Origin of the sequence: Deinococcus phoenicis, from assembly GCF_000599865.1 — a bacterium.
GTDB lineage: Bacteria > Deinococcota > Deinococci > Deinococcales > Deinococcaceae > Deinococcus > Deinococcus phoenicis.
In genome coordinates this window covers 123925-150084 of sequence record NZ_JHAC01000004.1, presented here as the reverse complement: position 1 = coordinate 150084, position 26160 = coordinate 123925, and the positions used below count along the sequence as shown (strand labels likewise).

Sequence of the window (26160 nt, the reverse complement as noted above, 5' to 3'; positions counted from 1 at the left end):
TTCAGCGGGGCAGCGCGGGGAACGGGCACCGTTCCGAAGGAAGGGGGGGAGGGCCAGCCGTTCCTGACCCTCCCAGCGCTTCACGCGCGATCTGCTGAACCCCTCTCCTACCGCCTCAGTCGCCGCATCACTCCGGCCACTTCCGGCATCCGCAGCACCACCGCTCCGGCCAGATACACGCCCAGGCCGACGCTGCCCGCCGCCGCCAGGCCGATGACACCCGGCACGATGTAACCGGGAGCGGGCATGAAGCGGGAGATCAGCCAGGCGACCGCACCCGCCACCGCCGCCAGCGGCACGACGCGGGCCAGATGCGCGAGGACGGCCCGCCCCGGGAACCCCAGCGCGCGGCGGTACAGCAGGGCCAGGATGGCCGCGATGACGAGGCCGCTGAGGGTGGTGCTCAGCCCGAAACCGATCAACCCGAGCTGGGGCACCAGCACGCGGTACAGCCCGACTTCCAGCACGAAGCCGACGGCGCTGACGGTCACGGCCTCGCGGGTGCGCTCGCGGGCGTAGAAGGTCCGCAGCAGGATGGTCACCACCGCCCAGGGCACCAGCGCCAGCGCCCAGCCGGTCAGGATGCCCGTCCCGGCCTGAAAGCGCGCCGCGTCGAAGTTGGGGCGCAGGTTGACGATGCTGATCGCGTAGGGCGCGAGGGCCACCAACAGCGCGCTCATGGGGGCGGCGAGAAAGGTGGTGGTGCGGATGGCCTGCGCGGTCAACGCCCTGAACTCCGGCCAGTTCTTCTCGGCGGCGTACTGTGAGAAGCGCGGGAAGAGGGCGAGCGCCGGAGACACGACGAACAGGCCGTTCACCATCGTGAAGAGCGTCTCGGCATTGCTGTAGCCGCCCTGGGTGCCCGCCTGGAACAGTTGCCCGTTGCTCAGCAGGCGCGTGACGTACACGTTCAGAATCTGCCGCGCCCCCGCCGTCAGCGTGAAGGGCGCCATCTGCCGCAGCACCCGCCCCAGCGCCGGATGCCCCACCAGGGCCGGGGTCGGCAGCAGCCCGAAGCGCCGCAGCGCGGGAAGCTGCACCAGCAGCTGGGCCACGCCGCCCGCCAGCCAGCCGAAGGCCAGCCAGGTCGCCGTGTCGGGCAGCAGCAGCAGCACGGCGATGCTGGCGAGGTTAAAGGCCACCGGCGCGAAGCTGCTCTCGCGGAAATGCTCGTCGGCGTTCAGCAGGCCCATCGCCACGCTCGACAGGCTGATCAGCATCAGGAACGGCATGACGAGCTGGGTCATGTAGACCGCCAGTGCCCGGTCCACGTTGGGCGACCCCGCCAGCAGCAGGTCCACGATCAAGGGCGCGGCCAGGATGCCCAGCGCCATCAGCAGCAGGTTGACCGCGATCAGCACGCCGCTGAAGGCCGAGGCGAGCTGCCTGCGCCCGGCCTCGTCCAGCGTCTTGTAGACCGGGATGAACGAGTTGACCAGCGCGCCCTCCGCCAGCAGCTCGCGCAGCAGGTTGGGAATCCGGACCGCCACCAGAAAGGCGTCCAGCAGCGTGTTGCCGAACAGGTTCATGATCTGCTGGCGCACGATGCCCGACAGCCGCGACCCCAGCGTGCCCGCCATCACGATGAGGGTGTTGGCCCGCAGCGACTTGCGGGCGGCGGGGGCCTGCGGGTCCGGCCCCTGCGCCGGGAAGCTGAGGTCCAGCTCCAGTTCGGGGTGGCTCTCCGGAGCATCGGGCGGGGGGCCGGGGGACGGCGGGACGGTCACGCGCCCAACTGTAATGCAGCGGGCCGGGCAGCCGGGCAGGGTCAGTACGGCGGAAGCACCGGCAGCGGCTCGTAGACGTTCTTGCTGCTGCCATTGCTGAAGGTGATGCGGCCTGTCACGTTCAGGCTGGTATACACCCGGTCGGTGCGGTCGCGCACATTCAGTGGCAGGGTGAAGATCAGGCGGTTCCCCTCCTGCCGGAAGCGGGTGACGGTGCCGCCCGCAGGAGGCCAGTGGTCCACGCCCGGCAACGTGAGCTTGCCCGCGCCGGTGCTATCCCGGTACTCCAGCTCATAGCGGAATTCGGCGCTGACAGGCCGCGCGCCGTTGGGGACAGTTTCCACCACCAGGTCACAGAGGTGCGCCCGGCCCGCTAGCAGTCCCACCCGGGCCGCGCTGGGGGCTGTGCTGGAGGATGAACCAAAGCTCTCGCACCCGTTCACGCCCGCCCAGGCTGTCCCGAAACCCGCGCCCGGAAAGGTATAGGTCAGCGCCTGCTCCCCAGACACCCGGTGTATCCGCACCACCAGCCGTTTTCCGGCATTCAGGCCATTCACAATGCGCCGGACCACCGGCCCCTGGAACCCGATTTGCCGGGTCATGATGGCCTCGCGGGCATCGACCACGCTCACCAGATCGCTGCCGCGCAGGACCACCGGGGGGTCGTCGCCCAGCCGGATGGTGAGGGCGGGTTTGAGGCCCTGCTCGGCCTGTTCCGCCGAGATCAGGTCGTTCTCGGAGGTGAGGGACGCCCACAGTTCGGGCCGGTCTCGGTCGGCGCAGCGCAGGATGAGGGCTGTCTGACCAGAGGTGTCATTCACCTCGTCGATAGAGATGCGGCTGGTGTTCGCGTCCGTGATCGGATCGCGCTGGGACGAGTAATTAGGTGTACGTGCCCGGCACGTGGGTGACCGCCAGCGCCGTGCCCAGGCCAAGCGCGCAGGCGAGCAGCGTCAGGGTTCGTCTCATGGCGGGCCTCCCCGGTGGGGCCACCGGCAAGGGGCCGGGCCGCACCTTCCATGCCTCAGGGGCCTGGTCCGCGTGGGCGAAGATGGGGCAGAAGGTGCCCGGCCTGCGCCACTGCGCCTTCACCCGGCCTTCCCCCGCGCCCGCGCCTGTGCTACACTCCCGGACGCCCACCGGCCCCCGCCGGCAAGCAACCACACGCGGAGAGGTGCCAGAGTGGTTGAATGGGTCGGTCTCGAAAACCGAAGTAGTCGCAAGGCTACCGTGGGTTCGAATCCCACCCTCTTCGCCAGAAAGCCGAGCTGCCCCCAACGTCAAGTCGGGGGCGGCGGCTTTTGGAAGGGGTCGGGGCGCGCGAGGGGGCCAGTTTCACCGGTAGGCATCCCTCCGCCCCTCCGCCACTCGGCGGATGCCCCCGCCCCGGCCCGCATGTCACCCTGGTTGCACGATGATCAAGAACGTCAAGTAAAGGCACACGTTCTCCGAAGCTCCCCCGGTTTACCCTGAGGTGATGCCGGAACGTGCCCCCACACCGCCGCGCGGACGCTGTCCGGGTGGCCCGGAGTGCCTTTCCCACAAACCGCCCACCCACCTCCCACAACCCCAGAAGGAAGTGAACCACCATAGATAAAGTGCATGGCAACACCTCGGGTCTGCGCCCGGCCCAGCTCAAATCCCTCGGAAACCTCTACCGCCGCCGTATCGAGCCGGGGCGGGTCGGGTCGCCCGAACTGGCGCGTAATCTGGCCGAACTCTCGGACGACATCCGGCGCGAGGTGAGTGTGCTGATCGACCGCCGGGGCCGCGTGATCTCGGTGAGCGTGGCCGACGCGAAGGGGGCGGAACTCCCCGACCTGCGCATGGGCGAGAACCGGCTGGCGGGCTTTCACCTGCTGCACACCCACCCGCGCGGCGGGGTCCTCAGCAAGGGCGACCTCTCCACGCTGTTCCTGAAACGGCTGGACGCGGTCAGCGCGCTTGAGGTGAGGGACGGCGGCCAGCCCGGTCTGGTCCACACCGCGCACCTCACGCCGCCCGGCACGGTGGGCGAGGAAGAAGACTGGCGCATTCTCGACCCGGTGCCCGCCTTTCAGATCGACGAGCTGGACCTGGGCGCGCAGGTGTCGGCGCTGGAAGAGGAAATCGCCCGCGCCGCCCGCACCCGCGAGGCGAAAAAGGACCGTGAGCGCGCCATTCTGGTCCAGATCGACCAGGGCGAGTTCGACGCCGAGGAACGGCTCACGGAACTCTCCGAACTGGCGCGCACGGCGGGCGCGGAGGTCGTCTACCAGGAACTGATCTACCGCCGCAACCTCAAGGCGGGCACGCTGGTCGGCGCGGGCAAGCTCGAAGAACTCACCAGCAAGGCGTACCACCTGGACGCCGACCTCTTGATTTTCGGGCAGGAACTTGGCCCGGCCCAGGCCCGCGAGATCGAGGCGGCGACCGGCCTGAAGGTGCTGGACCGCACGCAACTGATTCTGGACATCTTCGCGCTGCACGCGCAGGGCGTGGAATCGCGCCTGCAGGTGGAACTGGCGCAGCTGCGGTACATGAAACCCCGGCTGCTGGGCGCGGGCGCGGCCTTATCGCGCATCGGCGGCAGCGCGGGCAGCGCGGCGGGCGGCGCGATCGGCACGCGCGGCCCCGGTGAAACCAAGCTGGAGCTGGATCGCCGCCGCATCAACGACCGCCTGAGCTTTCTGGAAAAGCAGCTGGAGGGCGTCTCGGTGCGCCGCGAGGAACGCCGCAAGACGCGCGCGCGGGGCGGCGTGCCGGTGGTGTCCATCGTGGGCTACACCAACGCGGGCAAGTCCACCCTTCTCAACGCCTTTACCCACGCCGCCGAGGAACCCCGCCGCGTGCTGGCCGAGAACAAGCTCTTTGCCACCCTGCGCCCGACCAGCCGCCAGGGCTTCATCGAGGGGATCGGGCCGGTGGTGCTGACCGACACGGTGGGCTTTATCCGCGACCTGCCCAAGGATCTCACGCGGGCCTTCCGCGCCACGCTGGAGGAAATCGGGGACGCCGACGTGCTGCTGCATGTGGTGGACGCCGCCAGCCCCGGCGCGGACACCCGTCTGGACGCCGTGAACCGCATTCTCGAAGACCTGGGCTTCGTGGGGCTGCCCACCGTCGTCGCACTGAACAAGGCCGACGCCGCCGACCCCGAGGCCCTGGAGCGCGAGGTGGACCGCACCGGGGGCATCCCGGTCAGTGCCCTGCGGAACTTCGGTCTGGGGGACCTCAAGGAAGCCCTGGCCGACGCCATCGAGCAGGTGCAGCGCCAGGAACTCGCGCAGCGGGAAGAGGCGCGGGAGCGGGCAGCGGAGTACGGGTTGTAGGTTGTGGGCTGTGGGGTGCAGGAACACGGCAGGAAAAGCGCCCGCCGAGGGTCCTTCCCATACTCCACAGCCGGCAGCCCAGAATCTTCCCTCTCACCTCCGGGTGGGAGGCTCTTTTTGATGTTCCGCTCGCGCCTCGCCTGGCTGTACCTGCTGACCGCCGCGCTGGTCTGGCTGCTGGGCGAGTTCGTCGGGGAACGGACGGTGCCCACCCTGCTCCTCGCCTACGCGCCCGCCGTGGTCTGGCTGCTGCCCGCGCCGTTCGTGCTGGCCTGGACGGTGTGGCGGCGTAGGGGCGTGGCGGTGGCGCTGGCGGGCCTGCTGCTGGCGGCGTGGGGCGCGGGCCTGCTCCACTGGCAGCCCCAGCAGGGCGGCACCCTGCGGGTCGTGACGTTCAATGCGGCGCGCGGCATGCTGGGCACCCCGGAGCGGCTGGCGGCGGCCCTGCGTGGCGCGGACGCCGACCTGCTGCTGCTTCAGGAGACGAACTTCGTGCGGCCCGACTTCCGGGGGGAATTGCTGGCCCGGCTGCCCGGCTACACCGTCCGGACCGGGCATGAGGTGATGACCCTCGCGCGCCTGCCCGTGCTGAGCGCCCAGACCTTCGCCGCGCCGGGCAGCGGGCGGAATTTTCTGGAAACGCGGGTGCGCTGGCAGGGCCAGAATCTGCGGGTGGTCAACGCCCACCTGGGGACCGTGCTGGTGTCGAGCGCCCTGCGGGGCGACCTGGCCCAGCTGCGGCAGACTCGGGACGTGCGGGCCGAACAGGTGGCGCTGCTGGCGAGCCTCGCCGCGCGGGAGCCGGGGCCGGTGCTGCTGGGCGGCGACCTGAACACGCCGCCGCGCGGGGCGGTGTACCGGCGGCTCCGGCAGGCCTTCGGCCCCGACGCGCACGACCGGGCCGGGCGCGGCCCCGGCTGGACCTTTCCGGGCCTGTTTCTGCGGATCGACCACCTGATGGCCGGTGGCCTGACGCCGGTGCGGGCGCGGGTGCTGGAGAACGCTGGAAGCGACCACCGCCCGCTGCTGGCCGAATTCCTGGCGACCTCCCCCCCACTTTCTGCCTCTTCCGTGCCGGGACCGCGTCCTTCCTGGCCTGAAAGCCGGGTCAGGATGAGCCGGGCTGAGCCGAAGGAAAGAGGGGCCACCGAAGAACATTAAGTTTTTCACGTCCCTTTCTGCGACCTCCCGGCGCCGGGGCGCACCAGAATGCTGGGCAGGTTTCTGGCCCCCTGGGTCAGAGACAGCCTCGTGAATGATTTTCCTTGCTCCTGACCGGCGGGGACCGCCTGTGCAGGCGCCTGGTGGCAGGGCGTGTGAGGGGAACGTGCCACGTTTGGCCTGCCGACAGGTGGCAACCGGGAACGGCGCTGCGGCCCTGGGCCGGGCAGCACCGGGGAGGTTTGAATGGGGAACTTGGAACTGTGGGTGGGCGTCGAGCCGACGGTCAGCCGCGTGGGGGAAGACACCCTCGACCAGCTGTCCCTCAGCGGCTTCGACCGCCGTCTGGACGATATCGGCCGCCTCGCCTCACTGGGCGCCAGCGCGCTGCGCTTTCCGCTGCTGTGGGAACGCACCGCGCCGGGGGAGCTGGCGCAGGCCGACTGGACCTGGGCCGACGCGCGGCTGACCCGCCTCGCAGAATATGGGGTGGAACCCATCGTAGGCCTGGTGCATCACGGCAGCGGCCCGCGCCACACGCATCTGCTCGACCCCGGCTTCGCGGAGGGGCTGGCGGCCTATGCGCGCGCCGTGGCCGAACGCTATCCCCACGTCACGGCGTACACGCCCGTCAATGAGCCGCTGACCACCGCCCGTTTCTCGGCGCTGTACGGGCACTGGTATCCGCACGCCCGCGACGAGGGAAGCTTCTGGAAGGCGCTGCTGCACCAGCTGCGCGCCACGGTGCTGGCGATGCGGGCCATCCGGCAGGTCAACCCCCAGGCGCAGCTGATCCAGACCGAGGACCTGGGGCACATCTTCAGCACGGCCCGGCTGAGGGGGCAGGCCGACTTCGAGAACGAGCGGCGCTGGCTGAGCTTCGACCTGCTGCTGGGGCAGGTGGACGAGGCCCACCCGATGTGGAGCTACCTGCGCTGGGCGGGGGCCAGCGCGCGCGAGGTGCTGTGGTTCGCCGAGCATCCCTGCCCGCCGGACGTGCTGGGCCTGAACGTGTACGTGACCAGCGAGCGCTTCCTCGACGAGCGCCTGCACCGGTATCCGCCGCACACCCACGGCAGCAACAGCCGCGACGTATACGCCGACGTGGAGGCGGTGCGGGTGCGCGGAAGCGGCATCGGCGGCGTGGGCGAGCGGCTGCGGGAGGCGCACGCACGCTACGCCCGGCCCCTCGCCATCACGGAAGTTCACCTGGGCTGCACCCGCGAGGAGCAGCTCCGCTGGTTGCACGGGGCCTGGCAGGAGGCCGAGCAGGTACGCCGGGAAGGTGCGGACGTGCGGGCGGTGACAGCCTGGGCGGCCCTGGGCGCGTTCGAGTGGAACAGCCTGCTGACCCGCCGCAGCGGTCACTACGAGAGCGGCCTGTGGGACGTGCGCGCCCCCGAGCCGCGCCCCACCGCCCTGGCGCAGCTCGCCCGCGAACTCGGCACCGGGAAGCCGGCCAGCCATCCGGTGCTGACCGGGCCGGGCTGGTGGCGGCGGGGGGAACGCCTCACCTTCCCGGCCTTCGGGGCCGTGCGGGCCGAGCGCCCCGCCGGACGCCCCCTGCTGATCAGCGGGGCCACCGGCACGCTGGGCCGCGCCTTTGCCCGCGCCTGCGAGCTGCGCGGCCTGCCGTACCAGCTTCTCTCACGCCAGGACCTCGACATCGCCGATCCCCGCTCGGTGGAGACGGCGCTGGAGACGCACCAGCCCTGGGCCATCGTGAACGCGGCGGGCTACGTGCGGGTGGACGACGCCGAGCGTGACCCGCGCAACGACCGCGAGAACGCGGCAGGCCCGCAGGTGCTGGCCCGGGCCTGCGCTGGACAGGATGTGCGCCTGCTGACCTTCTCGTCCGACCTGGTCTTCGACGGGCGCAAGGGTGCCCCCTACGTCGAATCGGACCCCCCCAACCCCCTGAACGCCTACGGCCGCAGCAAGCGCGCCGCCGAGGAAGGCGTTCTGACGACGCTGCCGGAGGCCCTGGTGGTGCGGACCAGCGCCTTTTTCGGCCCCTGGGACCCCTACAACTTCGCGGCCTACGTGCGGCGTGAGTTGCAGGCCGGGCAACCCGTGCGGGTGGCCTGTGACCAGATCGTGTCGCCCACCTATGTCCCGGACCTCACGCACGCCGCCCTGGACCTGCTGATCGACGGGGAGGGGGGCCTGTGGCACCTGGCGAACGCCGGGGCCGTGAGCTGGGCAGAGTTCGCGCGGCAGGTGGCCGGGGCCGCCGGGCTGAACCCTGATCTGGTGGAAGGCGTCCCCGGCTCGGCACTGGGCCTGCCCGCCCCCCGGCCTGCCTTCAGCGCCCTGACCAGCGAACGCGGCTGGATCATGCCGGACCTGACGGACGCCCTCCACCGCTGGCAGGCCCACGGCGAGGTGCGCGTGCAGGAACAGGAGTTGCTGGCTTCCGACTGAGGGCAGATCCGAACCCCCCCCATCCCGGCGCTGAACACGGCCTTTCCGGCTGCGGTGACAAGCCGGGATGGATTACATTTCTCCCGTGACCCTCGACACCCAGACCGTCTCCTCACCCGTCAGCATGGACGCGACCGACGCCACCCTGATCTTCAACGCCCGGGCGGGCAGCAGCCGGCGCGCCAGCCCCGACCTGCTGGTGGAGGCGCTGGCGCAGCAGGGCTACCGGCCCGTGTACCGCGCCACCGAGGACGAGGCCGACCTCGCGGCGGCGCTGGGGCACGCGCGCGGCACGGTGTTCGTGGCGGGCGGCGACGGCACGGTGCGGGCAGCGGCGCTGCATCTGGCGGGCCGGGCGGACGTGCGCCTGGGCATCCTGCCGATGGGCACGGCGAACAACATCGCGCGGACGCTGGGGGTGGAGGGTGATCCCCTGGACGTGATCGCCCGGTACGCGAACGCCGGGACGAGGGCGCTCGACTTGGGGCGCATCCAGGCCCCCTGGGGTGAGGACCTCTTTCTGGAAGCCTGCGGCTGCGGGGCCTTTGCCGAGGTGCTGGACGAGTACGATCCGGAAGGCAGCAAGAGTCCGCTGAGGGCGGTCAGTGCGGTGGCCACCACGTTCGCGAAGTTCGAGCCGTTGCCGCTGGCCCTGACGCTGGACGGAGAGGTGCAGCCCGAGGTGTCTTCCACCCTGGTGGAAGTGATGAACATCAAGGCGACCGGCCCCGGGCTGCGCCTCGCCACCACCGCCGATCCCTTTGACGGGCAGTTGAACGTGATCCAGGTGAACGCCGAGGGGCGGGGCGGCCTGCTCTCTTACCTCGCCGCCCTCGCGCAGGACCGCTTCGAGGACCTCCCCAGCGTCCTGAACGACCCCGTTCGCCGCCTCCAGATTCCCTACCTGGGACAGGTCTTCCACGTGGACGGCGAGATCCGCGCCGCGCAGCCGGGCGTGTCGGGCGTGGTGCAGGTGGAGGTCTGGGCGGGAGCCTTGCCGGTGCTGGTCCCCCAACGTCAGGAAGGATAAATATGCCGACGCTGCCCAACAACATCGTGTTCCGGGACGGGGTGCAGGTCATGCGGGTGGACCTGCATACCCACACCGAGGTCAGCCACGACTGCCGCACCCGGTTGCGCGACATCCCCGCCTGGCTGCTGCGCACCAACACCCGCGTGATCGCCGTGACCGACCACGACCAGCAGCGCGGCGGCCCCGAACTCGCGCGCATCGTGGCGGATCTGGGCCTCTCGGACCGCCTCAGCATCATCCCCGGCGAGGAGGTCACGACCTCGGAAGGCGAGCTGATCGGCCTCTTCCTGAAAGAACGCATCCCGCCCCAGCTCGCGCCAGAGGAAACGGTGCGCGAGATCAAGGCGCAGGGCGGCCTGGTGATGCTCCAGCACGGCTTCGATCCCCTGAAGCGGTATCGGTTGCGGCCCGAGGCGACCCTCCGGATTGCGGACCAGATCGACATCGTCGAAACCTTCAATTCACGGCTGTCGCGCCACCACTGGAACCGGGTGGCCGCCGGGTGGGCGCGGGAACGGCAGATACCCGTCTGCGCGGGTAGCGACGCCCACACCCTGCGCGATATCGGGGAAGCGTGGGTGGAAACACCCTTTCGCCTGATCCAGACGCCCGAGCAGCTCCTCGCCGCGCTGCGCGAAGGGGTGGTCGCCGGGCACTGGACGCACCCGGTGTACGCCTACGGGCGCAAGCAGTGGCGGAATCTGAATGGGCGGTTCCGGCGGGAGGGCTGAACGTCAGGGCGGGGTGAGACCGTACCAGGCCCACCCCGCCTTCAGGTCCGGGGAGGCAGCAGCAGCCGGGCCAACATCCAGCGGGTCCCTCCACCATCTCTGCCTGCTCGAAGATGCCGCCGGGGTCGTGCAGCAGGGCGGCGACCTCGGCCCGGTCGGGGTTCACACTGAAGCGGGCGGCCAGCAACGCGTCCACATCACGAACGAGGTTCCCTGTCGGCGAAAAGCGGGAGAGAAGGCCAGGGATCCGGCCCAGCGGCACCGGCCATATGGCTGAGAAAACATCGTGCAAACGCTCAATATCTTCCCGGGAGCCTTCTGGTACACTGCTTCTTGCCGGAGAAGTCCGGTTTCGCTGGGGGTGACCCGGTTTCGACAGGGGAACTGAAGGTGATGTTGCGTGTCGAGGTGCCGTTGGCCTCGTAAATAAACGGCAAAGCCATTAACTGGCAACAACAGCGACTCGTTCGCCCTTGCTGCTTAATTGACAGCACAGTGACCGTCTAGCCCGGCCTTTGGCGCGGCGCGAACTGAACCAAAAGAAGGCTAGCCCCGGCGAGATTCCATAGCCGCAGGCGAAAACAAATGGAACTAAGGTCAGGTGGAACCCGCCTGCTGGTGGCACCCGACCCGACAATCAAACAGCAGGCTACACACGTAGACGCACGCTGGAAGGACCTTTGGACGGCGGTTCGACTCCGCCCACCTCCACCAAGGCAGCCCCACCCCCACAGGTGGGGTTTTTTCTATACTGCGCTCCATGCCGGGATGGCGGAATCGGTAGACGCATCCGACTTAAAATCGGCCGCCGCAAAGCTCAATCCCCATAACACCGTCACACACAGCGTTTTTACTGCCAACTTAGTGCCGCAGGGGTAGTGTAACTGCATCCGACTGCTGTTTTCCACAGGTGGGCTGCTGCCCCAGGTTCACAGGGGTGCAGTTTGCACTAAGCCGTATTAGTGTGAATGTTATAGACATAATTCTAGGGTGGAATTAACCTCAGAATTATCTACCCAGGGTCTACCTCAGCAGACCTAGCTGGGGTGTCTACGGCCCTGCTGTGAGCTTCTAGGCTGCCCCAGGTTCACAGGTGGAGCTGCTGCCCTGCTGCTGCCCCACTGCCCCGGCTACTGTGTGAATCCGGTCCAACAGACCCCCTACCCAACATTCTGCCCAACAGCCTTATAAAACAAGTCTACTCATACAAAATTAGCTCATATGCTTAGTATATGAATCTATATACCCTATTAGATACAAAATACCCCTACTAAACTGAGTCTAATAGGGGATTATATTATATATTATATTGTGAATGGAGTTATTCCACATAAAACAGGGGTTTAGATAGATATATTGGATATTCTAGAACTATTCACTTACTCCATATCCCTTACTTCTAATACTTATAAGTAATACCTTAACACAATTAACTGAAGGTATATCTACCGTATAGAACTTCTGTCTGAATGAATTTCATTACAGCTAAAAACTTGTCTACATTACCGTCTAAGTAGAACTGTTTTGCTTCTGTGAATGTTCCCTTTAACGGTTTAATTTTACTGTAGTTATCTGATATGTTTCTACAAAAGTTATAGATTGTATTAGATGCTCCACCTGTATCTGGAATTTCCCTATTGTATCTAACTTTTGCATATCTCATTATGTATTCTAGTGTTTCTAGGCTATTATTGTTATTGAATTTATTATACATTGTGAACCTCCAGATAATATCTAATAACTAGTTACTAGAACTAGTAACTTGAACCAGTAATTATTACGCTGTGAATTAATTAGACAATAGTTGAAGCCCTTAGATTCACAGCTAGAATCTAAGCAGTTGAATATGTAGCAGATTTTCTATCCGTACGATAATAGAATCTGCATTTTCAGCAGTCTAACTGCTGTCCCCTGTGAACCCAGTCCGGCAGTAGATAAGTCTGCTGGACTGTATGCGGTAGTCCCCAAACCCACCGCTAATGCAAAAGCCTATGCCCCCACATGCCTCTGCTTCCCCTGTGAAAACACTGCTCACACTCCCCAGTGTGTTCCCCGCCCTGCTTTCACAGAACTAAGTATACATCAAACATTTGAAACTGCTTAAGCTCCAAAAAACTATTGTGTTATTATTGTGTGAGTGGGCATTTACCCCACTAAATTTAATGGAGGTTCACAATGAAAAGCACATACATTAAGGCAATTGAAGCTCAGAAGCTACTAGGGGTTTCAAACACAACGTTTTATAAGCTCATTGAGCAAAACATTCTCCCCAGCATCCGCACAGGCGATAAGCTGAGGGTGAATAGGGCGGACGTTGAAGCATTAAACAGAACAGGGTGGGTGTGGAATGCGAATTCCCAAGCAGATTAAGCCTGAGAATACAGAGTCAGTTAAACAAATGCTTTCAGTTTTTGCCCTGAGTATGAAATTACTAGACGGGGGCATGAGCTGGGCCGATAGGTTCCCCAGGGGGCTGATTACTGAGAAATTTCTAATTGAGAACATTTTATGCCGCACATATGCCCCTGAGCAAATTGAATGGAACAGTGAAAGCTTATATCGGCAGCTTTACGGCAAACCGGATGGTACTCCAGATGTGGGTTATGACGTTATAGCAGACGGCATGAAAATAGATAGCAAATACGATTCCGGTCTAGCAAATAAGCAAATCCACTTAGGTCTATTCACAAACTCTGGAACCCCCTTACTGCTAACAAAAAACAAGGCTAATGTGAGTGCCCATGTTTATATTCACAGCAGAGTATTATGTGCAGTTGAAAAACTTCTGAATAAAAAAGCTATTGCAGCAGGTCGGAATCCAATATCAGAACACACATTACGCATTCTCTGGATAGATTTAGACAAACTGAGGGCAGACCTAGTAGAAACAAACGGCAAATATTCCATTGGGAAATATTCAGAATGGACAGTTTATAGAAAAGGTGAACCCTGTGACAGAATAATTACCCTACCCATGAGCTTTCTGCTTACAAAGTATGGTCGGCTTGACACAATAGAATGCTAAACCGATACCGCCCCCTGTGACCTATTCACAAAGGGGCGGTTATTTGTTTCTACTGCTGTGACTCCCTTGACTCCCTGGGCGACCCTCCCCCTTATTATATGCAGATATTCACAGTTTGTCAAGTCGTTTATGCAATGTACTTCTGGGGGTTACTACTGCTGGAGCATAAGCCTGTGAGAATGCCCTTTGCTGCCCTCAGAAGGGGTCTAGAAGGCAGCCGGAATTATTTTCCGTATATCTGTACCCCCAGCCTCACATTTAATAATTCCACTCAGTCTCAGCAGCCCTGTGAATGGGGGGTTTACAGCTTTAATCCCCGGATAGGGCTGCCGTTTTCCATTTGCCCCCTCAGACTAGCTGTGCTGTTGTGAACGTATTGCATTGAGGTGAAAAGGGTTGTGTGCCGGAGTATGCGCTTCAGGCTGAAAACGTCTCCCCCAGCCTCAATAAATGCCGTAGCAAAGGTGTGCCTGCAAATGTGCGGCCCTATAGGTCTACCTATGTCTGCCCGTCTGCCCAATCTAGCTATTTGCCTGCTCACAGTTTCAGCAGTAATGGGCCGTTTATTGAAAACAAACACATGTGAAACCTGTGCAGTAGCTTTTCTACTGTGAGTCACATAACGGCGTAATGCCTGTAGTGTTTGTCTATCTATTGGAACCTGTCCAAATCCGGTTTTACCGTTTACTTTCACAATGCTCTGAGTCCAGTCTATGTCTGAAAGCTGCAATGCTGCTACTTCCCCGGCCCTTAGGCCACAGGCTAACAGCAGATGCAGAATGGCTATGTTGCGTTCCCTATATCTGGCGTCCGCCTTTGCAACAGCAAATAGCTTTTGAATATCCACCTGTGAAAGTACCTGCTTAGGCTCCCATCTGAGCTTTGGGCGCTTCCGCCCCTGCATAGGGTTTTTAGGTAGTAGTTCAACTCCATACAGCCATGCTGTGAATGCCCTTAGTGCCCTATCTGCCGCTGCCAGGGTTGCAGGTTTCACATTGCGTTCTGCCACAGCCTGCAATGCCTTATTGCACAGAAACACATTGAGATCGGTCACAGGTTGCCCCAGGTAGGGCCGGAGCAGGTTGCTGAGGGTGCATCGGTAGTACCGGAGGGTTTTGGGTCTGCTGCCCCTGGCCTTATGTTCTGCTAGAAATTCGTCCAACGCTTCTGCTATCTGCATGGGCTGCCCCCTGTGAGGTAACGTCGGCAGACTATGCAGGCAGTCAGAAATGCTGTGGGGGTGGCTGTGACCTGGGGAATGCTGTGCTAGACGGTTGCTATACTTCTAACCAGGCCGGGATGGCGGAATCGGTAGACGCATCCGACTTAAAATCGGCCGCTGCAAGGCGTGCGGGTTCAAGTCCCGCTCTCGGCACCACGAAAAGACCCCGCACACGGCGGGGTTTTTTGCTGGTCAGCCCCGTCACTCCACGTCGAACGCGAGAACCGAAGGCTCCGACGTGATGCGGAAGCGCTGGCGCAGGCCGTCGATCACGCGGCGCTGCTCGTCGCTGTTGCCCTCGATGCCGTTCGGCACCTCGTCCGTGACATGCGGGAACTGTACGCCTTCCACCTCGACGCCCGGCGTGCCGTCCTCCAGGGTCACGAACCGGGCGGGAACGCGCCCGCCGGGCAGCACCATCACGAAGTCTCTGTCCATCCACCGACCGTAGCGGGCCGGCACGCGGGGGCGCATGAGTGCGGCGGCGAAAGGTCCTTCATGTCGGGCGGCGGGTGGTTACAGCCCGGCCCGCGTCTCGTGCAGCAGCTCGCTGAGGCGGCTGAGGCAGCGGCTGTACTTCTTGGCGTAGGCCCCGTGGCGGTAGGTTTCGCTGAAGAGGGTGCCCAGCGGCGCGCCCGTAAAGGCCGCGTGCAGCCCCAGGTCGTACAGCTTGTCGATGAAATGCACGAAGCGCAGCGCGACATTCTGGTCGGCCAGGGGGGTCAGGTCGGTCACGGCGACCGCCTCCACCCCCGCGAGCAGCCGGGCAAAGCGGCTGGGATGGACCTCCAGCAAATGCCGGTTCAGGTCGCGGTGGCTGAGGACGGCCAGGGTCGCCTCCGGCTGACGCGCCAGCCAGGTGCGGAACTCGTCCGGTGTGAGGGGCTGGTCGGGGACGGTGCCGCGCTGGCGGTAGTCGGGGCCGTCCACCCGGTGCGTCTCGAAGCGCCCGGCGATGCCCTGAATCTGACGCCGGAAGTCCGAAGCGTTGAAGCGGCCCTGCCCCAGCGCGCCGGGTTCGGTGTTGCTGGTGGCGACCACGCTGGTCCCGCCGGGCATCAGCTGAGCAAGGAAAGTGTTCGCCATGTGGGTGTTGCCGGGATCATCCAGCTCGAATTCGTCGATCAGGAGCAGGTCGTGGCCCCGGAAAGCCTCGACGGCGCGGGTCATGCCCAGCGCGCCGATCACGAACATCAGGTCCTGAAAGCTCATCAGGGCGCGCTCGCCCTCCGCCGCGTGGTAGGCACTGGCGAGCAGGTGCGTCTTCCCCACGCCGAAACCGCCGTCGAGGTACAGGCCGCGCCCCTCGGGCTTGCTCCGGCGGAACAGGCGGAACCCGCCGGGCCTGACCTGCGCGCCCTTGAGGAACGCTTGCAGGCTGGCGCGGGCTTCCTGCTGGCTGGGAAACTCGGGATTGGGGCGGTAATTCTCGAAGCGCACGCCCTGAAAGCGGGCACTGGGCGAGAGGCCCGCCGTCAATTCGTCCGGGGTCAGCGTGGGGTTGCGGGAGAGGAGGTCAATCATGGGGAAAAGCGGTCGGCAGCAAGCCTTCCGCTCTGAACAAGGCGGCGGCGAACGCAGGGGCGGCGTGGGCCGGGCCCCTCACCGGTGCACGTCCAGTTCGACCTTGAAGTTGCCGCGCCGCGTCTCGTTCACCACGCGCTTGAAGTCGATGCGCCCGATCCCCTCGGCGCTGAGGCTGTCGCCCTCGCGGATCTCGCTGCTGGCGCGGGCGGGCTGGCCGTTGAGCCTGACCTTGCCGCCGTCGATGCCCTGCTGGAAGTAGGCGCGGCTGACCCCGAAGCCCTTCGCGCCGACCACGTCCACCCGCATGGAAGGCACCACCACCTCACGGGTCTTGGAGCCGCGTCCGGCGGTTTCGCCGACCTCCTCGACCTCGACCTCGCGGCCCCCCAGTTCGGTGAGGTCCGCCAGGGTCTGGGCCGCCTTGCCGGTCGCGGCGATCAGGAAAGCCCCGCCGCGTTCCTCGCGCACGTCGCCGAGCTGGTCTTCGGGGAGGCCCAGGCGGCGCAGCGCCACCGCGAAGTCCTGCACGTCCCAGGGGGGGCCGCCCGCCTGCGGGGCCACGCGCAGCACGGTCACGCCGCTGTCCACTTCCGGAATGTGGGCGGGGTGCAGGGTCAGGACCACCCGGCGGGCATCGGGAAAGCCGCCCGCCAGCTTGTGGCGCACGTCTTCGTCCTGAAGCTGTCGGCGGTCGATGTCGTCGCCGTCCAGAAAGGGCGTGCGAATCACGCGCCCACCGCGCGCCTGCGCCACCAGCGTGGGGAGCTTTTGCTTCATGCGCGCAGGATAGCGCCGGGCGCAGGCGGCTACACTGCGCCCATGCACATCATGGACCCGCTCGGGGTGCCCGGCGCACCGCTGGAGACGCTGCACGCCGTCCTGTCCCGGCTGGAGGGCCTGGAGCGCCCCGGCGGACGGCTGATCCTGATCACCGACCGGCAGGGCGACCGCGCCCACGCCCGCTACGCCGCCCTGCTGACGGCCGGTGAGGAGGCCATCCTCGCCGCGCCCGCCTTCGGGCCGCGCTACGGCGCAGCGGGCATCCAGGCCCTCGCCGAACTGACGCGCCGGGCACAGGAGCGGGGCTGGCCCGTACGCGAGACGGTGCTGAATGCGTCGGACTTCGTGCGGGTGCTGGCCGAGCCGGATGGGGACGAGGTCGCGCGCCTGATCGCCGCGAGTGCCCCCAGCGACCCCGCCATCTACACCACGCCGCCGAACCGCGCCCACGGCACAGACGGGGCAGACGGAACCGAGGCAGACTGGGAATAAGACGCACCCCGCACCGATCAGGCCGGGCCGACACTTAACTGTCGGCCCGGCCTGGCGCTGCATGATCCGCGTAAGAGTCCGTGTGGCAGCATGGCTGGCGCTGCCCGGCAGGCCCTTCCTGCCGGTCCCGGTTCGCCATCCCCTCCGCAGGAGACCCACGCCCGGCCATGACCCGCCTGACCCCCCCCGCCCCGGACCCCTCCGAACCCCTCCACACCGCCCTGCGGGAGCTGCTGCGCGTTCATGCGCCGGGGGCGTCGTTGCTGGCGGCGCTGGGCGCGCGGGTGCTGCACCTGGAACCGGGCGGGCTGCACACCCGGGAGGGGGCAGAACTGGTGCCGCCCGACGCCTGGCTCGACCGGGGCGAGCTGGCCTGGCTCACGCGGGACGGGGCGCTGCTGGGCCTGCTGTGGTCGGAAGACGCGCCCATTCCGCCGGGCGCGGTGGACCTGCTGACGCTGCTGCTCTCGGTGGCACGCGAGGACGGCGCGCAGCGCGAGGCGGAGGTGCTGATCACGCAGCTCCCGGTGCCCGCCGCCTGGTTGAGCGCCGACCTGACCTTCCGGCAGGTGAGCCGCCCCTGGCTGGAACTGTTCGGCCGGACGGAAGCCGGGGTGGTCGGGCGGCCCCTGCCGGACGTGCTGCCGCACGAGGAGGCCGTGCAGACGGCTCTGGCGCAGGCAGCGGCGGGGCGGGGGCGGCCCCTGCCCGACCTGCGCCTGCCCGTCGCCGGAGGCCGGCGGGCGTGGCTGCGCGGCGAGGCCCGGCCCTATTTCGGGGGGGCGGCGGCAGGCGTGCTGTGGACCCTTCAGGACGTGAGTGCCGAGTATGAAGGGGCGGCGCACCTGGCCGCCCTGCTGAGGGGCACCCGCGCGCGGACGGCGCTGCTGCGGACCGACGGCACCGTCCTCCACGCCAGCCAGGAACTGCTGGACCTCACGCCCGCAGGGGCGGCCCCGCTGCGCGGCGCGGCGTTGTGGACCTGGGCGGCCTTCGCGGATGCACCTTCAGCGGCCGCGCGGGACTTGGTGCGTCAGGCCGCGCGCGGCGGGGCGGCCCGGGCCGAGGTGGGCCTGGCCCGGGAGGGCACCCTCACGCTGGAGCTGCGCCGGGCCGCGTCGGCAGACCGGCCCGGGGACCTGCTGGTACTGGAAGCCCACGCCGCCGCATCAGCGGACGAACCGGCCCCCCAGGAAGCGGGTGGCATCCTCGCGCAGGTGCTGGCCCTCAGTGGCAGCGCGGCCCTGCTGGTGGACCACGCGGGCCGCACGGCGCTGGTCAGCGAAGGCGCAGCCGACCTGCTGGGCCTGGAGGTCCCGCAACTGCTGGACCGGCCCCTGCTCCACGTGCTGGACGCGACCGGGGTGCGGCTGTACTGGCCGGACGGCACCCGGCTGCCCCTCCCGGACCGCTGGCCGCCGGCCCTTCCGCTGGAAAGGGAGCTGCTGCTGGTCCGTCCGGGCCGCAGCACGCGGCATCTGGACGTGCGGGGCACCCGTGTGGACGGCGAGCACCCGGCCACCGTGCTGATCCTGCACGACGTGACGGCGCTGCGCCATGCCCAGGCCCGCCTGCGCCACGGTCTTCACCACGACCCGTTGACCGACCTGCCCAACCGCGCCGGCCTGCGCGAGGCGCTGGCGCGGGCAGCGGCGAGCGGGGGCGGCACGGTCGTCTGCCTGGACGTGGGCGGCCTCGGGGCGCTGAACGCGGCGCTCGGCCGCACCGCAGGCGATCACCTGTTAATCGGGGTGGCGGCCCGGCTCCAGCACCTCGCCGGGGGGGCGGGCGGCCAGGCGGCCCGCCTCGCGGACGATACGTTCGCCGTGCTGCTGCCCCAGCATCCACCCGTGCAGGCGGAGGCCGCCGTGCGCTCGGCCCTGGCCGCACCTCTGCGCGCCGGACAGCGCGACGTGCCGCTCACCTTCGCGCTGGGCCTGGCTCCCCTGCCGCCCGCCGCCCCCGAAACGGCCCTCACCGACGCCGAGGTCGCCCTGCGGCACGCCCGCAGGCAGGGCCGGGGGGCCGCCCGCATCTTTTCCCCGGCGCTGCGCGAACAGGAGGCGCACGCCTTCCGGCAGGAAGAGGCGCTGCGGGAGGCGCTCGCAGAGGAAGCCGGGGGCCAAGCGGTAGGCCAGGACGGGCAGGCCACCCGGGAACTGGCGGTGCAGTATCAGCCGGTCCTCCACCTCGCCACCAACCGGATAATCGCCGCCGAGGCGCGGCCGCACTGGGCCTCTCCCCTCCCCCCCGCTGGCCCCGTGCCACTGACCCCGGCGCTGGACGAATGGCTGGTGCGGCAGGTCCTGGCCCAGGGGCAGCGGTGGCGGGCCACGTTCCCGGAGCTGCGCCTGAGCGTGAAACTCGGGCTGGAGGCCCTGGGCGGCGCAGACGGTGGGGAAGGGCTGCTGGCTCTGCTGGCCGGGCCGGATGCCCCCGCTGTGGAGGTCCGGGCCGGACGCCTGCCGCCCGGCGCTGAGGGGGTGCCCGGCCACCTCGACCGGCTGCATGCCCGGGGGGTGCGGCTGTGGCTGGAGGGCTTCGGGGAGGGCCGCGCCAGCCTGCTGGCCCTGGCCCACGCCCCGCTGACCGGCGTGAAGCTGCACCCGGCCCTGACGGCCCGCCTGCCCCACGACCCGCGCACCGTCGCGCTGGTGGCCGCCCTCCTCGACCTCGCGCGGCGGCTGGAACTGCAAGTCACGGCGGCCGGGGTGGAGACGGCGGCCCAGCTGGACGTGCTGCGGGACCTGGGCTGCGACGCCGCGCAGGGGGCCGCCATCGGCGCGCCCCTGCCCCCGGACGGGTTCGGAGCCTGGCTGCGAAACTGGCCCGCCCCGCCCCGGTAGCCTGCGCCGTTAGACTGCGCCCATGTTGCTGTACGGACGGAATCCGGTGCTGGAAGCCCTCAAGGATGGGCGCGTGACAGAGGTGCTGGTCGCGCGCGGCGTCGAGGAGGCGTTCGTGCGCGACCTGCAAGCCTTCGACGTGCGCGTGAAGTTCGCCCCGCGCATCGAACTCGACCAGATCGCGGGCACCACGCAGCACCAGGGCGTCATCGCGGAGGTCGAAGACCTGGCCTGGGCCACGCTGGACGACATTCTCGACCGGGCGGAGGCACGCGGCGAGGACCTGCTGATCGTGCTGCTCGACGGCATCACCGATCCGCGCAACTTCGGGGCGATCATCCGCTCGGCGGAGGTGCTGGGCGCGCACGGCGTGGTGGTCGAGGAGCGCCGCAGCGCCCCGCTCTCGCCGGTGGTCGCCAAGACGGCGGCGGGGGCCACCAGTTACCTGCCCGTGGCGCAGACCAAGAACCTGCCGCGCCTGATGGACCAGCTCAAGGAAGACGGCGTCTGGGTCTACGGCGCGGCGGGCGAGGCCGCGCAGGACGTGGGCCGCACCGACCTCAGCGGCAAGGTCGCGCTGGTGATCGGCGCGGAGGGCGAGGGCCTGCGCCGGCTGGTGCGCGAGAAGTGCGACGCGCTGGTCCGCATTCCCACGCGCGGCCAGGTGCAGAGCCTGAACGCCTCGGTCGCGGCGGGTATCCTGCTGTACGAGGCGGCGCGCACGCGGGGAACGAAATGACGTTCCGGGTGGAGAGCATCGCCAGCGAGCACCTGACGCTGGAGATCCTCCCGGAGATGGGCGCGAGCGTGCTGAACCTGCGGGCCGCCTCGGGCCGTCCGGTGCTGCGCGCCGTGAATCTGGCAGACGTACAGACCAGCAGCCAGTGCGCCAGCTTCACGCTGCTGCCGTACTCCAACCGCATCCGGGACGCCCGGTTCATGTTCGGGGGCCGTGAGGTGGCCCTCCGCGTCAATACCAAAGACGGCCTCGCCCAGCACGGCGACGTGCGCAACCGCCCCTGGCAGGTCACGCGCGTCTCAGAGCGGCACCTGCGCTGCGACTTCGACAGCCGCCGGTTTGGAGAGGGGCACGGCGAGGCCATGAACTGGCCCTGGGCCTTCACCGCGCGGGTCGAGTACCTCCTGCACGGCCCGCACCTCGATACCAGCGTGACCCTGACCAACGTGGACACCTCCCGGATGCCGGCCGGCATGGGCCTGCACCCCTACTTCGCCCGCCTTCAGGACGGCGTGGACCCGCGCCTCGGCTTCGGCGCGGCGCTCACCTACGACACGGACGAACGCCAGCTGGCGACCGGCGGCGCGAGGCCGGTGCGCCCGGACGAGGACTACCGGACGCCGGGCCAGATCGGGGAGCGCCAGATCGACCGCACCTTCACGGCCTGGGACGGGCTGGCCCGCCTGGACTGGGGCGCGCGCTCGGTCCTGCTGACCGCCGACAACGTGTACTCGCATCTGGTGGTGTACACCGCCCCCGACGGCAGCCTGGCCCTGGAACCGGTCACGCACGCCACCGACGCCTTCAATCTCGCGGCGCAGGGCGTCAGCGGAACCGATATGCGGACGCTCGAGCCGGGCCAGAGCCTGGCGGGGACCGCACGGATCACGCTGGAAGGCGAGTGGTAAGAAGGCCTGCGACTTGTCGCGTGTGGAGAAAAGACGGAGGTGGGAAACAAGAACCACGTCTCCCACCTTCTCTACCAGCGGCAAGCCACAGGCCGCACGCGCCTACGCCGCGAGCGTGGCGAGCAAGGCTCCGGCCTGATCGCGCAACTCGAAACCGGGGCGGTCGCGGGCCGCGAGCCAGTGCAGCGCCCCCAGCAGATCGTCGGTCTCGTGGACGATTTCGGGGCCGCTGCTCCCCTGCCAGATCAGGCGGTAGGTGCGGGGGGTGGTGGGCGGCGTCCAGCGTTCGCCGCCGTCTTCTTTCACGAAGGCGCGTGACATGCCTTCAGGATGGCGCGCGCGGATGAGGTCCGGGCCGGGAGAAGGGTGATTATTCGTTCAGGTCGGGGACGGTGCGCTGCCCCACCAGGGTGATCCGGGCCTGGCGCGCCTCCCCACTCCGCACGTAGCCCAGCGTGACGGTGTCGCCCACGCCGGCCTGCCGAATGGCGCTGATGACCTCGTTGGCGTCGCGGGTCCGCTGGCCGTTCACGCTGGTGATCACGTCGCCCAGCGCGCTCAGGTTCCCGTTGGCATCGAAGGCGGCCCCCCGCAGGCCCGCGTGGGCGGCGGGGCTACCCCGCGCGATGCGGGAGATGACGCCGCCGGGCGGATCGGTGAGGCCGCTGTGGTTCACGTCCAGCACCAGCCCGACCACCGGCACGTCCCGCTGCCGGCCCGCCCGCAGCGCCGTGATCAGGTCGTTGCCCTCGGTGACGGGCACGGCGTAGCTGGCGCGGGTCTGGCCGCTGTCGTCCACCCGGATATAGCTGACCACGCCGATGGCCTGCCCGTTGCCGTCGAGGATCGGCCCGCCACTGTCGCCGGGGGCCAGGGGAGCCGACATTTCCAGGGTGCCCTGCGGAAAGTCGGCGCGACCCGCCTCCGCCCCCAGCCGCAGCAGTTGCCCCCGGCGCGGTTGCAGGAAGTCCCCGCCGCTGTTGCCGATCGCCAGCACCGTCTCGCCCACCCGGGGCGGGCGGGTCGCCAGGTTCAGCACGGGGAACGGCCCCCGGCCCTCCACCTCGAGCAGCGCCACGTCGGCCTGCGCGTCGTAGGCGGCCACGCGGGCGGGCAGGCGGCGGCCCGAGAGCGTCTGCACCTGAAACAGCTTGCCGCTGCCGACCACGTGGTAGGCCGTCAGCACCTGTCCCGTTGCCGAGATGAAAAAGCCCGTGCCGATGCCCTCCTCGCCCCTGCCCGGATTCAGGCTCTCCACCCGCACGACCGCCGGGCGCGCGCGCGTGAACAGCTCGCGGGTGTTCTCGGGCAGCCGGTTGGGCAGGGTCTGCGTGACGGGCGGCGGCGGGGGCCTGTCAGCCGCAGGTGCGGGCCGCCACTCGGGCAGCAGGTAGGCTGCCAGCGCGAGCAGCAGCAGCACGGGAAGCCAGGGCAGGGGGCGCACGGGCACATGGTAGAGCGGCCCCGCGTGAGACAGGGTGCCGGATGGCACGGAGGCCCGTCCGCCCCACGCTACCCTCTCCCCATGCCCCCCGCCCCGCCCCAACACTGGCTCCTCAAATCCGAACCCGATGTCTTCGGCTACCCCGACCTCGTGCGCGTGGGGCGCGAACCGTGGAACGGCGTGCGGAACTACCAGGCGCGCAATTTTCTGCGCGAAATGCTGGCTGGCGACCTCTGCCTCTTCTATCACTCGAACGCCAGGACCTCCAGAGCGGGACCGACCGGCGTGGCCGGGGTCGCGCAGGTGGTGCGGGAGGCGTACCCGGACAACCTGCAATTCGACCCGGCCAGCGCGTATTTCGACCCCAAAAGCACGCCCGACCATCCCCGCTGGAGCATGGTGGATGTGGCCCCCGCCCTGGCCTTTCCGGCGGTGCTGCCGCTGGAGGTCCTGCGGACGCTCCCCGAGTGGCAGGCTTCGCCCCTGGTGCGCAGGGGCACCCGCCTGAGCGTGCTGCCCGTAACAAAGGAGCAGTTCCGGGCGGCGCTGGAGACGGCGGGGGCCAGGCTCCATGTCGATCTCGTTTGAACCGCTCACGCCCGCGCATCTGCCGCTGCTGCACGGCTGGCTGCAAGAGGAACACGTCCGCGCCTTCTGGGACGACGGGGAGCGGACGCTGGAAGAGGTGCGGGCGCACTACTGCCGCGTGGGGCGGGACGTGCCCGGCTTCGTGTTCCGGGTGGACGGGCGCGCGGCGGGCTTTCTCCAGCGCGAGCGCGTGACGCCCGGCCACGCGTTCGCGCCCTGGGCCGCGCCCGAAGGGGAAACCTGGGGCGTGGACCTCTTGATCGGTGAGCCGGACCTGACCGGGAGAGGTCTGGGGCCGCAGGTGATCCGGGCCTTCCTCGCGCACCTGCGGGCCGAGCGGCCTGACGTGCGGCGCGTGCTGATCGACCCCAGCCCCGCGAATGCCCGTGCCGTCCGGGCGTATGCGAAGGCCGGCTTCACCCCACTCACCTGGCTGGGAACCGGGGACGACGAGGTCGAGTTGATGCGGCTTGACCTGCCCTCCGCCTGACCCGCTTCGGGAGCGGTCACGCGGCCGGACTTGTCACGCTTCTGTCAGACCCCGGCAGCGACACTGGGGATATGGCACTTCTGTTCGCCGGACTGGTGATCGCCCTGTCGCTGTTGCTGAGCGCCCGGCAGGAGCGTCCTGCCCCGCAACGCGTCCGCATTCGCCAGGACCGCCGCTAGGGCTGTTTCTCTCCGTCCACCACGCCGACTGGACCAGGCCGTCCCCTCCGTCCATCCGTTGCCGAACGCACCGCCCGTTCCACCCTGCCGGGAACGGGCGTTAAGCTGTGGCCCGATGACTGCCGCAGATGCCCACCCGCTTACCCTCTACCCCCTGGGCGACGGCCTGGGCAGCGTGAGCCTCGTGCAGAGCGTGGGCGACGACAAGGCTGTGGTCAATGCAGCCCGAATCAGTTTCGGCGGCGATTCCGACGCCCCCCTCAATGACCGCGACGAGAAACTCATCCGCTACCTGCTGCGGCATCAGCATGGCAGTCCTTTTGAACACAACCTGATTACGTTTAAGATTATTTGCCCGATCTTTGTAGACCGGCAGATGGTCCGTCACCGTGCAGGCGTCTCAAAAAATGAAATTTCTGGCCGTTATGTCGAAATGCAGGAGCGTAACTTCACCCCGCCCGCTTTCCGCAAGCAGGCCCCCTCCAACCGGCAGGCCAGCGTGGAGGACGACGGCACGCTGGACCAGGCGGCAGCGGCGCGGGTGTGGGAGGAAGCCTGGCGCGCAGCCTTCGGGGCGTATCAGGAACTCCTGCGCCTCGGCGTGACGCGCGAGCAGGCGCGGGGGGTGCTGCCGCTGAGCCTGTATACAGAATCATATTTCACTTTTAATGTGAGGAGCCTCCTTCACTTCCTGGAATTGCGCGACCACGAGGGGGCGCAGTATGAGACGCGCCTCTATGCGCGGGCGATGGCGCAACTGACCGAACCGCTGTTCCCGGTCACCTTCCGCGAGTGGCGGGCGCTGCACGCGGGCGGGTAAGCGCCGCCGCTAGACTCGCCGAGTGCCTGTCACCTGGATGAACCGCCCACACACCCTGGGGTCGCGCCTCGCCTCCCTCGCCCTGCGGCTGACGGGCTGGGAGGCGGTCCTCGCGCCGCCGCCCGGTCCCCGCTTCGTGGCGGCGGTCGCGCCGCACACCAGCAACGCCGACTTCTGGCCGGGCATCTGCTGGCGCTGGGCCACGCGGGTTCCGGCCCACTGGGTCGCCAAGCGCGAGCTGTTCGCGTTCCCGCTTGGTCCCCTGCTGCGGGCCTGGGGAGGGCTGCCGGTGGACCGCCGCCGCGCCGGGGGCAACTTCGTGGACGCGGTCGTGGCGATTATCCGGCGCGAGCCGGAGATCGTGCTGGCCGTCGCGCCGGAGGGCACGCGCGCGCGGGCCGAGTTCTGGAAGACCGGCTTTTATTACATGGCCCTGGAAGCCCAGGTGCCCATCGGCGTGACCGTGCTGGACTGGGGCCGCCGGCGGGTGGGGGTCATCGGCTACGTGACGCCCAGCGGAGATGTGGAGGCGGATTTCGCCTTGATGCGGGAGATGCTGGAGGGCGTGCGGGGGCATACACCCGCCGACGAGACGCCCGCGCGGCCCCGGCCCCGCGCCGAGGGCGGCCCCAGCAAACTCTGAACCCGGCCGGACCCGACGGGGCGTAACGCGGCTGTGACCGGCCCTTGCTAGACTCCTTCCTGCACCACAA

The 26160-nt window shown here is 67.6% G+C and carries 24 protein-coding genes, 2 tRNA genes and 1 other RNA gene; 18 read left to right on the top strand and 9 right to left on the bottom strand.

The annotated features are described in order from the left end of the window. Nucleotides 1-107 precede the first annotated feature (107 nt). The 3 genes from murJ to DEIPH_RS20520 form a co-directional block, all read right to left on the bottom strand. Complete coding sequence (murJ, locus tag DEIPH_RS01655) at nt 108-1727, bottom strand: murein biosynthesis integral membrane protein MurJ (protein WP_081790715.1); 1620 nt, start codon at nt 1725-1727, stop codon at nt 108-110. Between the two features lie 41 nt (nt 1728-1768). Beyond that, entirely contained in the window at nt 1769-2548 is a 780-nt protein-coding gene (locus DEIPH_RS01650; RefSeq protein ID WP_235183141.1) for a hypothetical protein, read from the bottom strand. A 61-nt stretch (nt 2549-2609) separates the two neighbouring features. Then, entirely contained in the window at nt 2610-2819 is a 210-nt protein-coding gene (locus DEIPH_RS20520; RefSeq protein ID WP_235183140.1) for a hypothetical protein, read from the bottom strand. Nucleotides 2820-2895: 76 nt separating this feature from the next. Here DEIPH_RS20520 and DEIPH_RS01645 point away from each other — a divergent pair. The 9 genes from DEIPH_RS01645 (at nt 2896) to DEIPH_RS19535 (ending at nt 13412) form a co-directional block, all read left to right on the top strand. Then, nucleotides 2896-2985, top strand: a tRNA-Ser gene (locus DEIPH_RS01645). Nucleotides 2986-3325: 340 nt separating this feature from the next. Next, nucleotides 3326-5038, top strand: a complete 1713-nt coding sequence (gene hflX / locus DEIPH_RS01640) for a GTPase HflX (protein ID WP_034352725.1) — start codon at nt 3326-3328, stop codon at nt 5036-5038. Nucleotides 5039-5158: 120 nt separating this feature from the next. Then, nucleotides 5159-6199, top strand: coding sequence for an endonuclease/exonuclease/phosphatase family protein (locus tag DEIPH_RS01635; protein ID WP_081790713.1), 1041 nt, complete (start codon nt 5159-5161; stop codon nt 6197-6199). A 246-nt stretch (nt 6200-6445) separates the two neighbouring features. Beyond that, entirely contained in the window at nt 6446-8623 is a 2178-nt protein-coding gene (locus DEIPH_RS01630) for a family 1 glycosylhydrolase (RefSeq protein WP_034352722.1), read from the top strand. Between the two features lie 85 nt (nt 8624-8708). After that, nucleotides 8709-9653, top strand: a complete 945-nt coding sequence (locus DEIPH_RS01625; RefSeq protein WP_321163324.1) for a diacylglycerol/lipid kinase family protein — start codon at nt 8709-8711, stop codon at nt 9651-9653. A gap of 2 nt (nt 9654-9655) precedes the next feature. Then, nucleotides 9656-10387 carry a PHP-associated domain-containing protein gene (locus DEIPH_RS01620; RefSeq protein ID WP_034352720.1) on the top strand — a complete coding sequence of 244 codons (732 nt, stop codon included), beginning with the start codon at nt 9656-9658 and terminating at the stop codon, nt 10385-10387. A gap of 357 nt (nt 10388-10744) precedes the next feature. Then, nucleotides 10745-11101, top strand: a transfer-messenger RNA (tmRNA) gene (gene ssrA / locus DEIPH_RS19045). A gap of 1461 nt (nt 11102-12562) precedes the next feature. Next, complete coding sequence (locus DEIPH_RS20905) at nt 12563-12757, top strand: excisionase family DNA-binding protein (protein ID WP_081790712.1); 195 nt, start codon at nt 12563-12565, stop codon at nt 12755-12757. Then, nucleotides 12735-13412: a hypothetical protein gene (locus DEIPH_RS19535; RefSeq protein WP_161636016.1), complete on the top strand. Its 678-nt coding sequence runs from the start codon at nt 12735-12737 to the stop codon at nt 13410-13412. The genes DEIPH_RS20905 and DEIPH_RS19535 overlap by 23 nt, the downstream gene beginning before the upstream one ends. A 301-nt stretch (nt 13413-13713) precedes the next feature. On the opposite strand, the gene DEIPH_RS19035 is transcribed toward DEIPH_RS19535, so the two are convergent. Then, nucleotides 13714-14466, bottom strand: coding sequence for a tyrosine-type recombinase/integrase (locus DEIPH_RS19035; RefSeq protein ID WP_161636015.1), 753 nt, complete (start codon nt 14464-14466; stop codon nt 13714-13716). Between the two features lie 239 nt (nt 14467-14705). On the opposite strand from DEIPH_RS19035, the gene DEIPH_RS01610 reads away from it, so the two are divergent. After that, a tRNA-Leu gene (locus DEIPH_RS01610) sits at nt 14706-14790 on the top strand. A gap of 45 nt (nt 14791-14835) precedes the next feature. Here DEIPH_RS01610 and DEIPH_RS01605 read toward each other — a convergent pair. From DEIPH_RS01605 to DEIPH_RS01595, 3 genes are all read right to left on the bottom strand, one after another. Continuing rightward, nucleotides 14836-15072 carry a hypothetical protein gene (locus DEIPH_RS01605; RefSeq protein ID WP_152544724.1) on the bottom strand — a complete coding sequence of 79 codons (237 nt, stop codon included), beginning with the start codon at nt 15070-15072 and terminating at the stop codon, nt 14836-14838. 78 nt (nt 15073-15150) lie between these two features. Beyond that, a complete protein-coding gene (zapE, locus tag DEIPH_RS01600) occupies nt 15151-16158 on the bottom strand; it encodes a cell division protein ZapE (RefSeq protein ID WP_034352714.1) in 1008 nt (335 codons plus the stop codon). Between the two features lie 78 nt (nt 16159-16236). Next, the gene (locus DEIPH_RS01595) at nt 16237-16938 is read right to left on the bottom strand and encodes a S4 domain-containing protein (RefSeq protein WP_034352710.1); all 702 of its coding nucleotides are present in this window, start codon (nt 16936-16938) and stop codon (nt 16237-16239) included. Between the two features lie 42 nt (nt 16939-16980). Here DEIPH_RS01595 and DEIPH_RS01590 point away from each other — a divergent pair, with 42 nt between their 5' ends. From DEIPH_RS01590 to DEIPH_RS01575, 4 genes are all read left to right on the top strand, one after another. After that, nucleotides 16981-17433, top strand: coding sequence for a DUF3197 domain-containing protein (locus tag DEIPH_RS01590; protein WP_051517066.1), 453 nt, complete (start codon nt 16981-16983; stop codon nt 17431-17433). Nucleotides 17434-17600: 167 nt separating this feature from the next. Continuing rightward, the gene (locus DEIPH_RS01585; protein ID WP_152544723.1) at nt 17601-20279 is read left to right on the top strand and encodes an EAL domain-containing protein; all 2679 of its coding nucleotides are present in this window, start codon (nt 17601-17603) and stop codon (nt 20277-20279) included. Between the two features lie 22 nt (nt 20280-20301). Then, nucleotides 20302-21018 carry a 23S rRNA (guanosine(2251)-2'-O)-methyltransferase RlmB gene (gene rlmB, locus DEIPH_RS01580; RefSeq protein WP_034352707.1) on the top strand — a complete coding sequence of 239 codons (717 nt, stop codon included), beginning with the start codon at nt 20302-20304 and terminating at the stop codon, nt 21016-21018. Then, nucleotides 21015-21926 carry an aldose 1-epimerase gene (locus tag DEIPH_RS01575; RefSeq protein WP_034352704.1) on the top strand — a complete coding sequence of 304 codons (912 nt, stop codon included), beginning with the start codon at nt 21015-21017 and terminating at the stop codon, nt 21924-21926. The genes rlmB and DEIPH_RS01575 overlap by 4 nt, the downstream gene beginning before the upstream one ends. Nucleotides 21927-22028: 102 nt before the next feature. Here the strand turns inward: DEIPH_RS01575 and DEIPH_RS01570 are convergent, their stop codons facing one another. Beyond that, the gene (locus DEIPH_RS01570) at nt 22029-22247 is read right to left on the bottom strand and encodes a hypothetical protein (protein ID WP_034352701.1); all 219 of its coding nucleotides are present in this window, start codon (nt 22245-22247) and stop codon (nt 22029-22031) included. A 49-nt stretch (nt 22248-22296) separates the two neighbouring features. After that, nucleotides 22297-23370 carry a S1C family serine protease gene (locus DEIPH_RS01565; RefSeq protein WP_034352856.1) on the bottom strand — a complete coding sequence of 358 codons (1074 nt, stop codon included), beginning with the start codon at nt 23368-23370 and terminating at the stop codon, nt 22297-22299. Nucleotides 23371-23451: 81 nt separating this feature from the next. Here DEIPH_RS01565 and DEIPH_RS01560 point away from each other — a divergent pair, with 81 nt between their 5' ends. The 4 genes from DEIPH_RS01560 to DEIPH_RS01545 all read left to right on the top strand — a co-directional run bounded on the left by DEIPH_RS01560 (nt 23452) and on the right by DEIPH_RS01545 (nt 26090). Continuing rightward, complete coding sequence (locus tag DEIPH_RS01560; protein WP_034352697.1) at nt 23452-23958, top strand: EVE domain-containing protein; 507 nt, start codon at nt 23452-23454, stop codon at nt 23956-23958. Then, nucleotides 23942-24448 (top strand): GNAT family N-acetyltransferase, encoded by a 507-nt coding sequence (locus DEIPH_RS01555; RefSeq protein WP_034352694.1) that lies wholly within the window; start codon nt 23942-23944, stop codon nt 24446-24448. Before DEIPH_RS01560 ends, DEIPH_RS01555 begins: the two co-directional genes overlap by 17 nt. Nucleotides 24449-24742: 294 nt before the next feature. Further along, nucleotides 24743-25447, top strand: a complete 705-nt coding sequence (gene thyX, locus DEIPH_RS01550) for an FAD-dependent thymidylate synthase (RefSeq protein ID WP_034352690.1) — start codon at nt 24743-24745, stop codon at nt 25445-25447. Between the two features lie 37 nt (nt 25448-25484). Further along, a complete protein-coding gene (locus DEIPH_RS01545) occupies nt 25485-26090 on the top strand; it encodes a 1-acyl-sn-glycerol-3-phosphate acyltransferase (RefSeq protein WP_034352687.1) in 606 nt (201 codons plus the stop codon). The last annotated feature ends 70 nt before the right edge of the window (nt 26091-26160 follow it).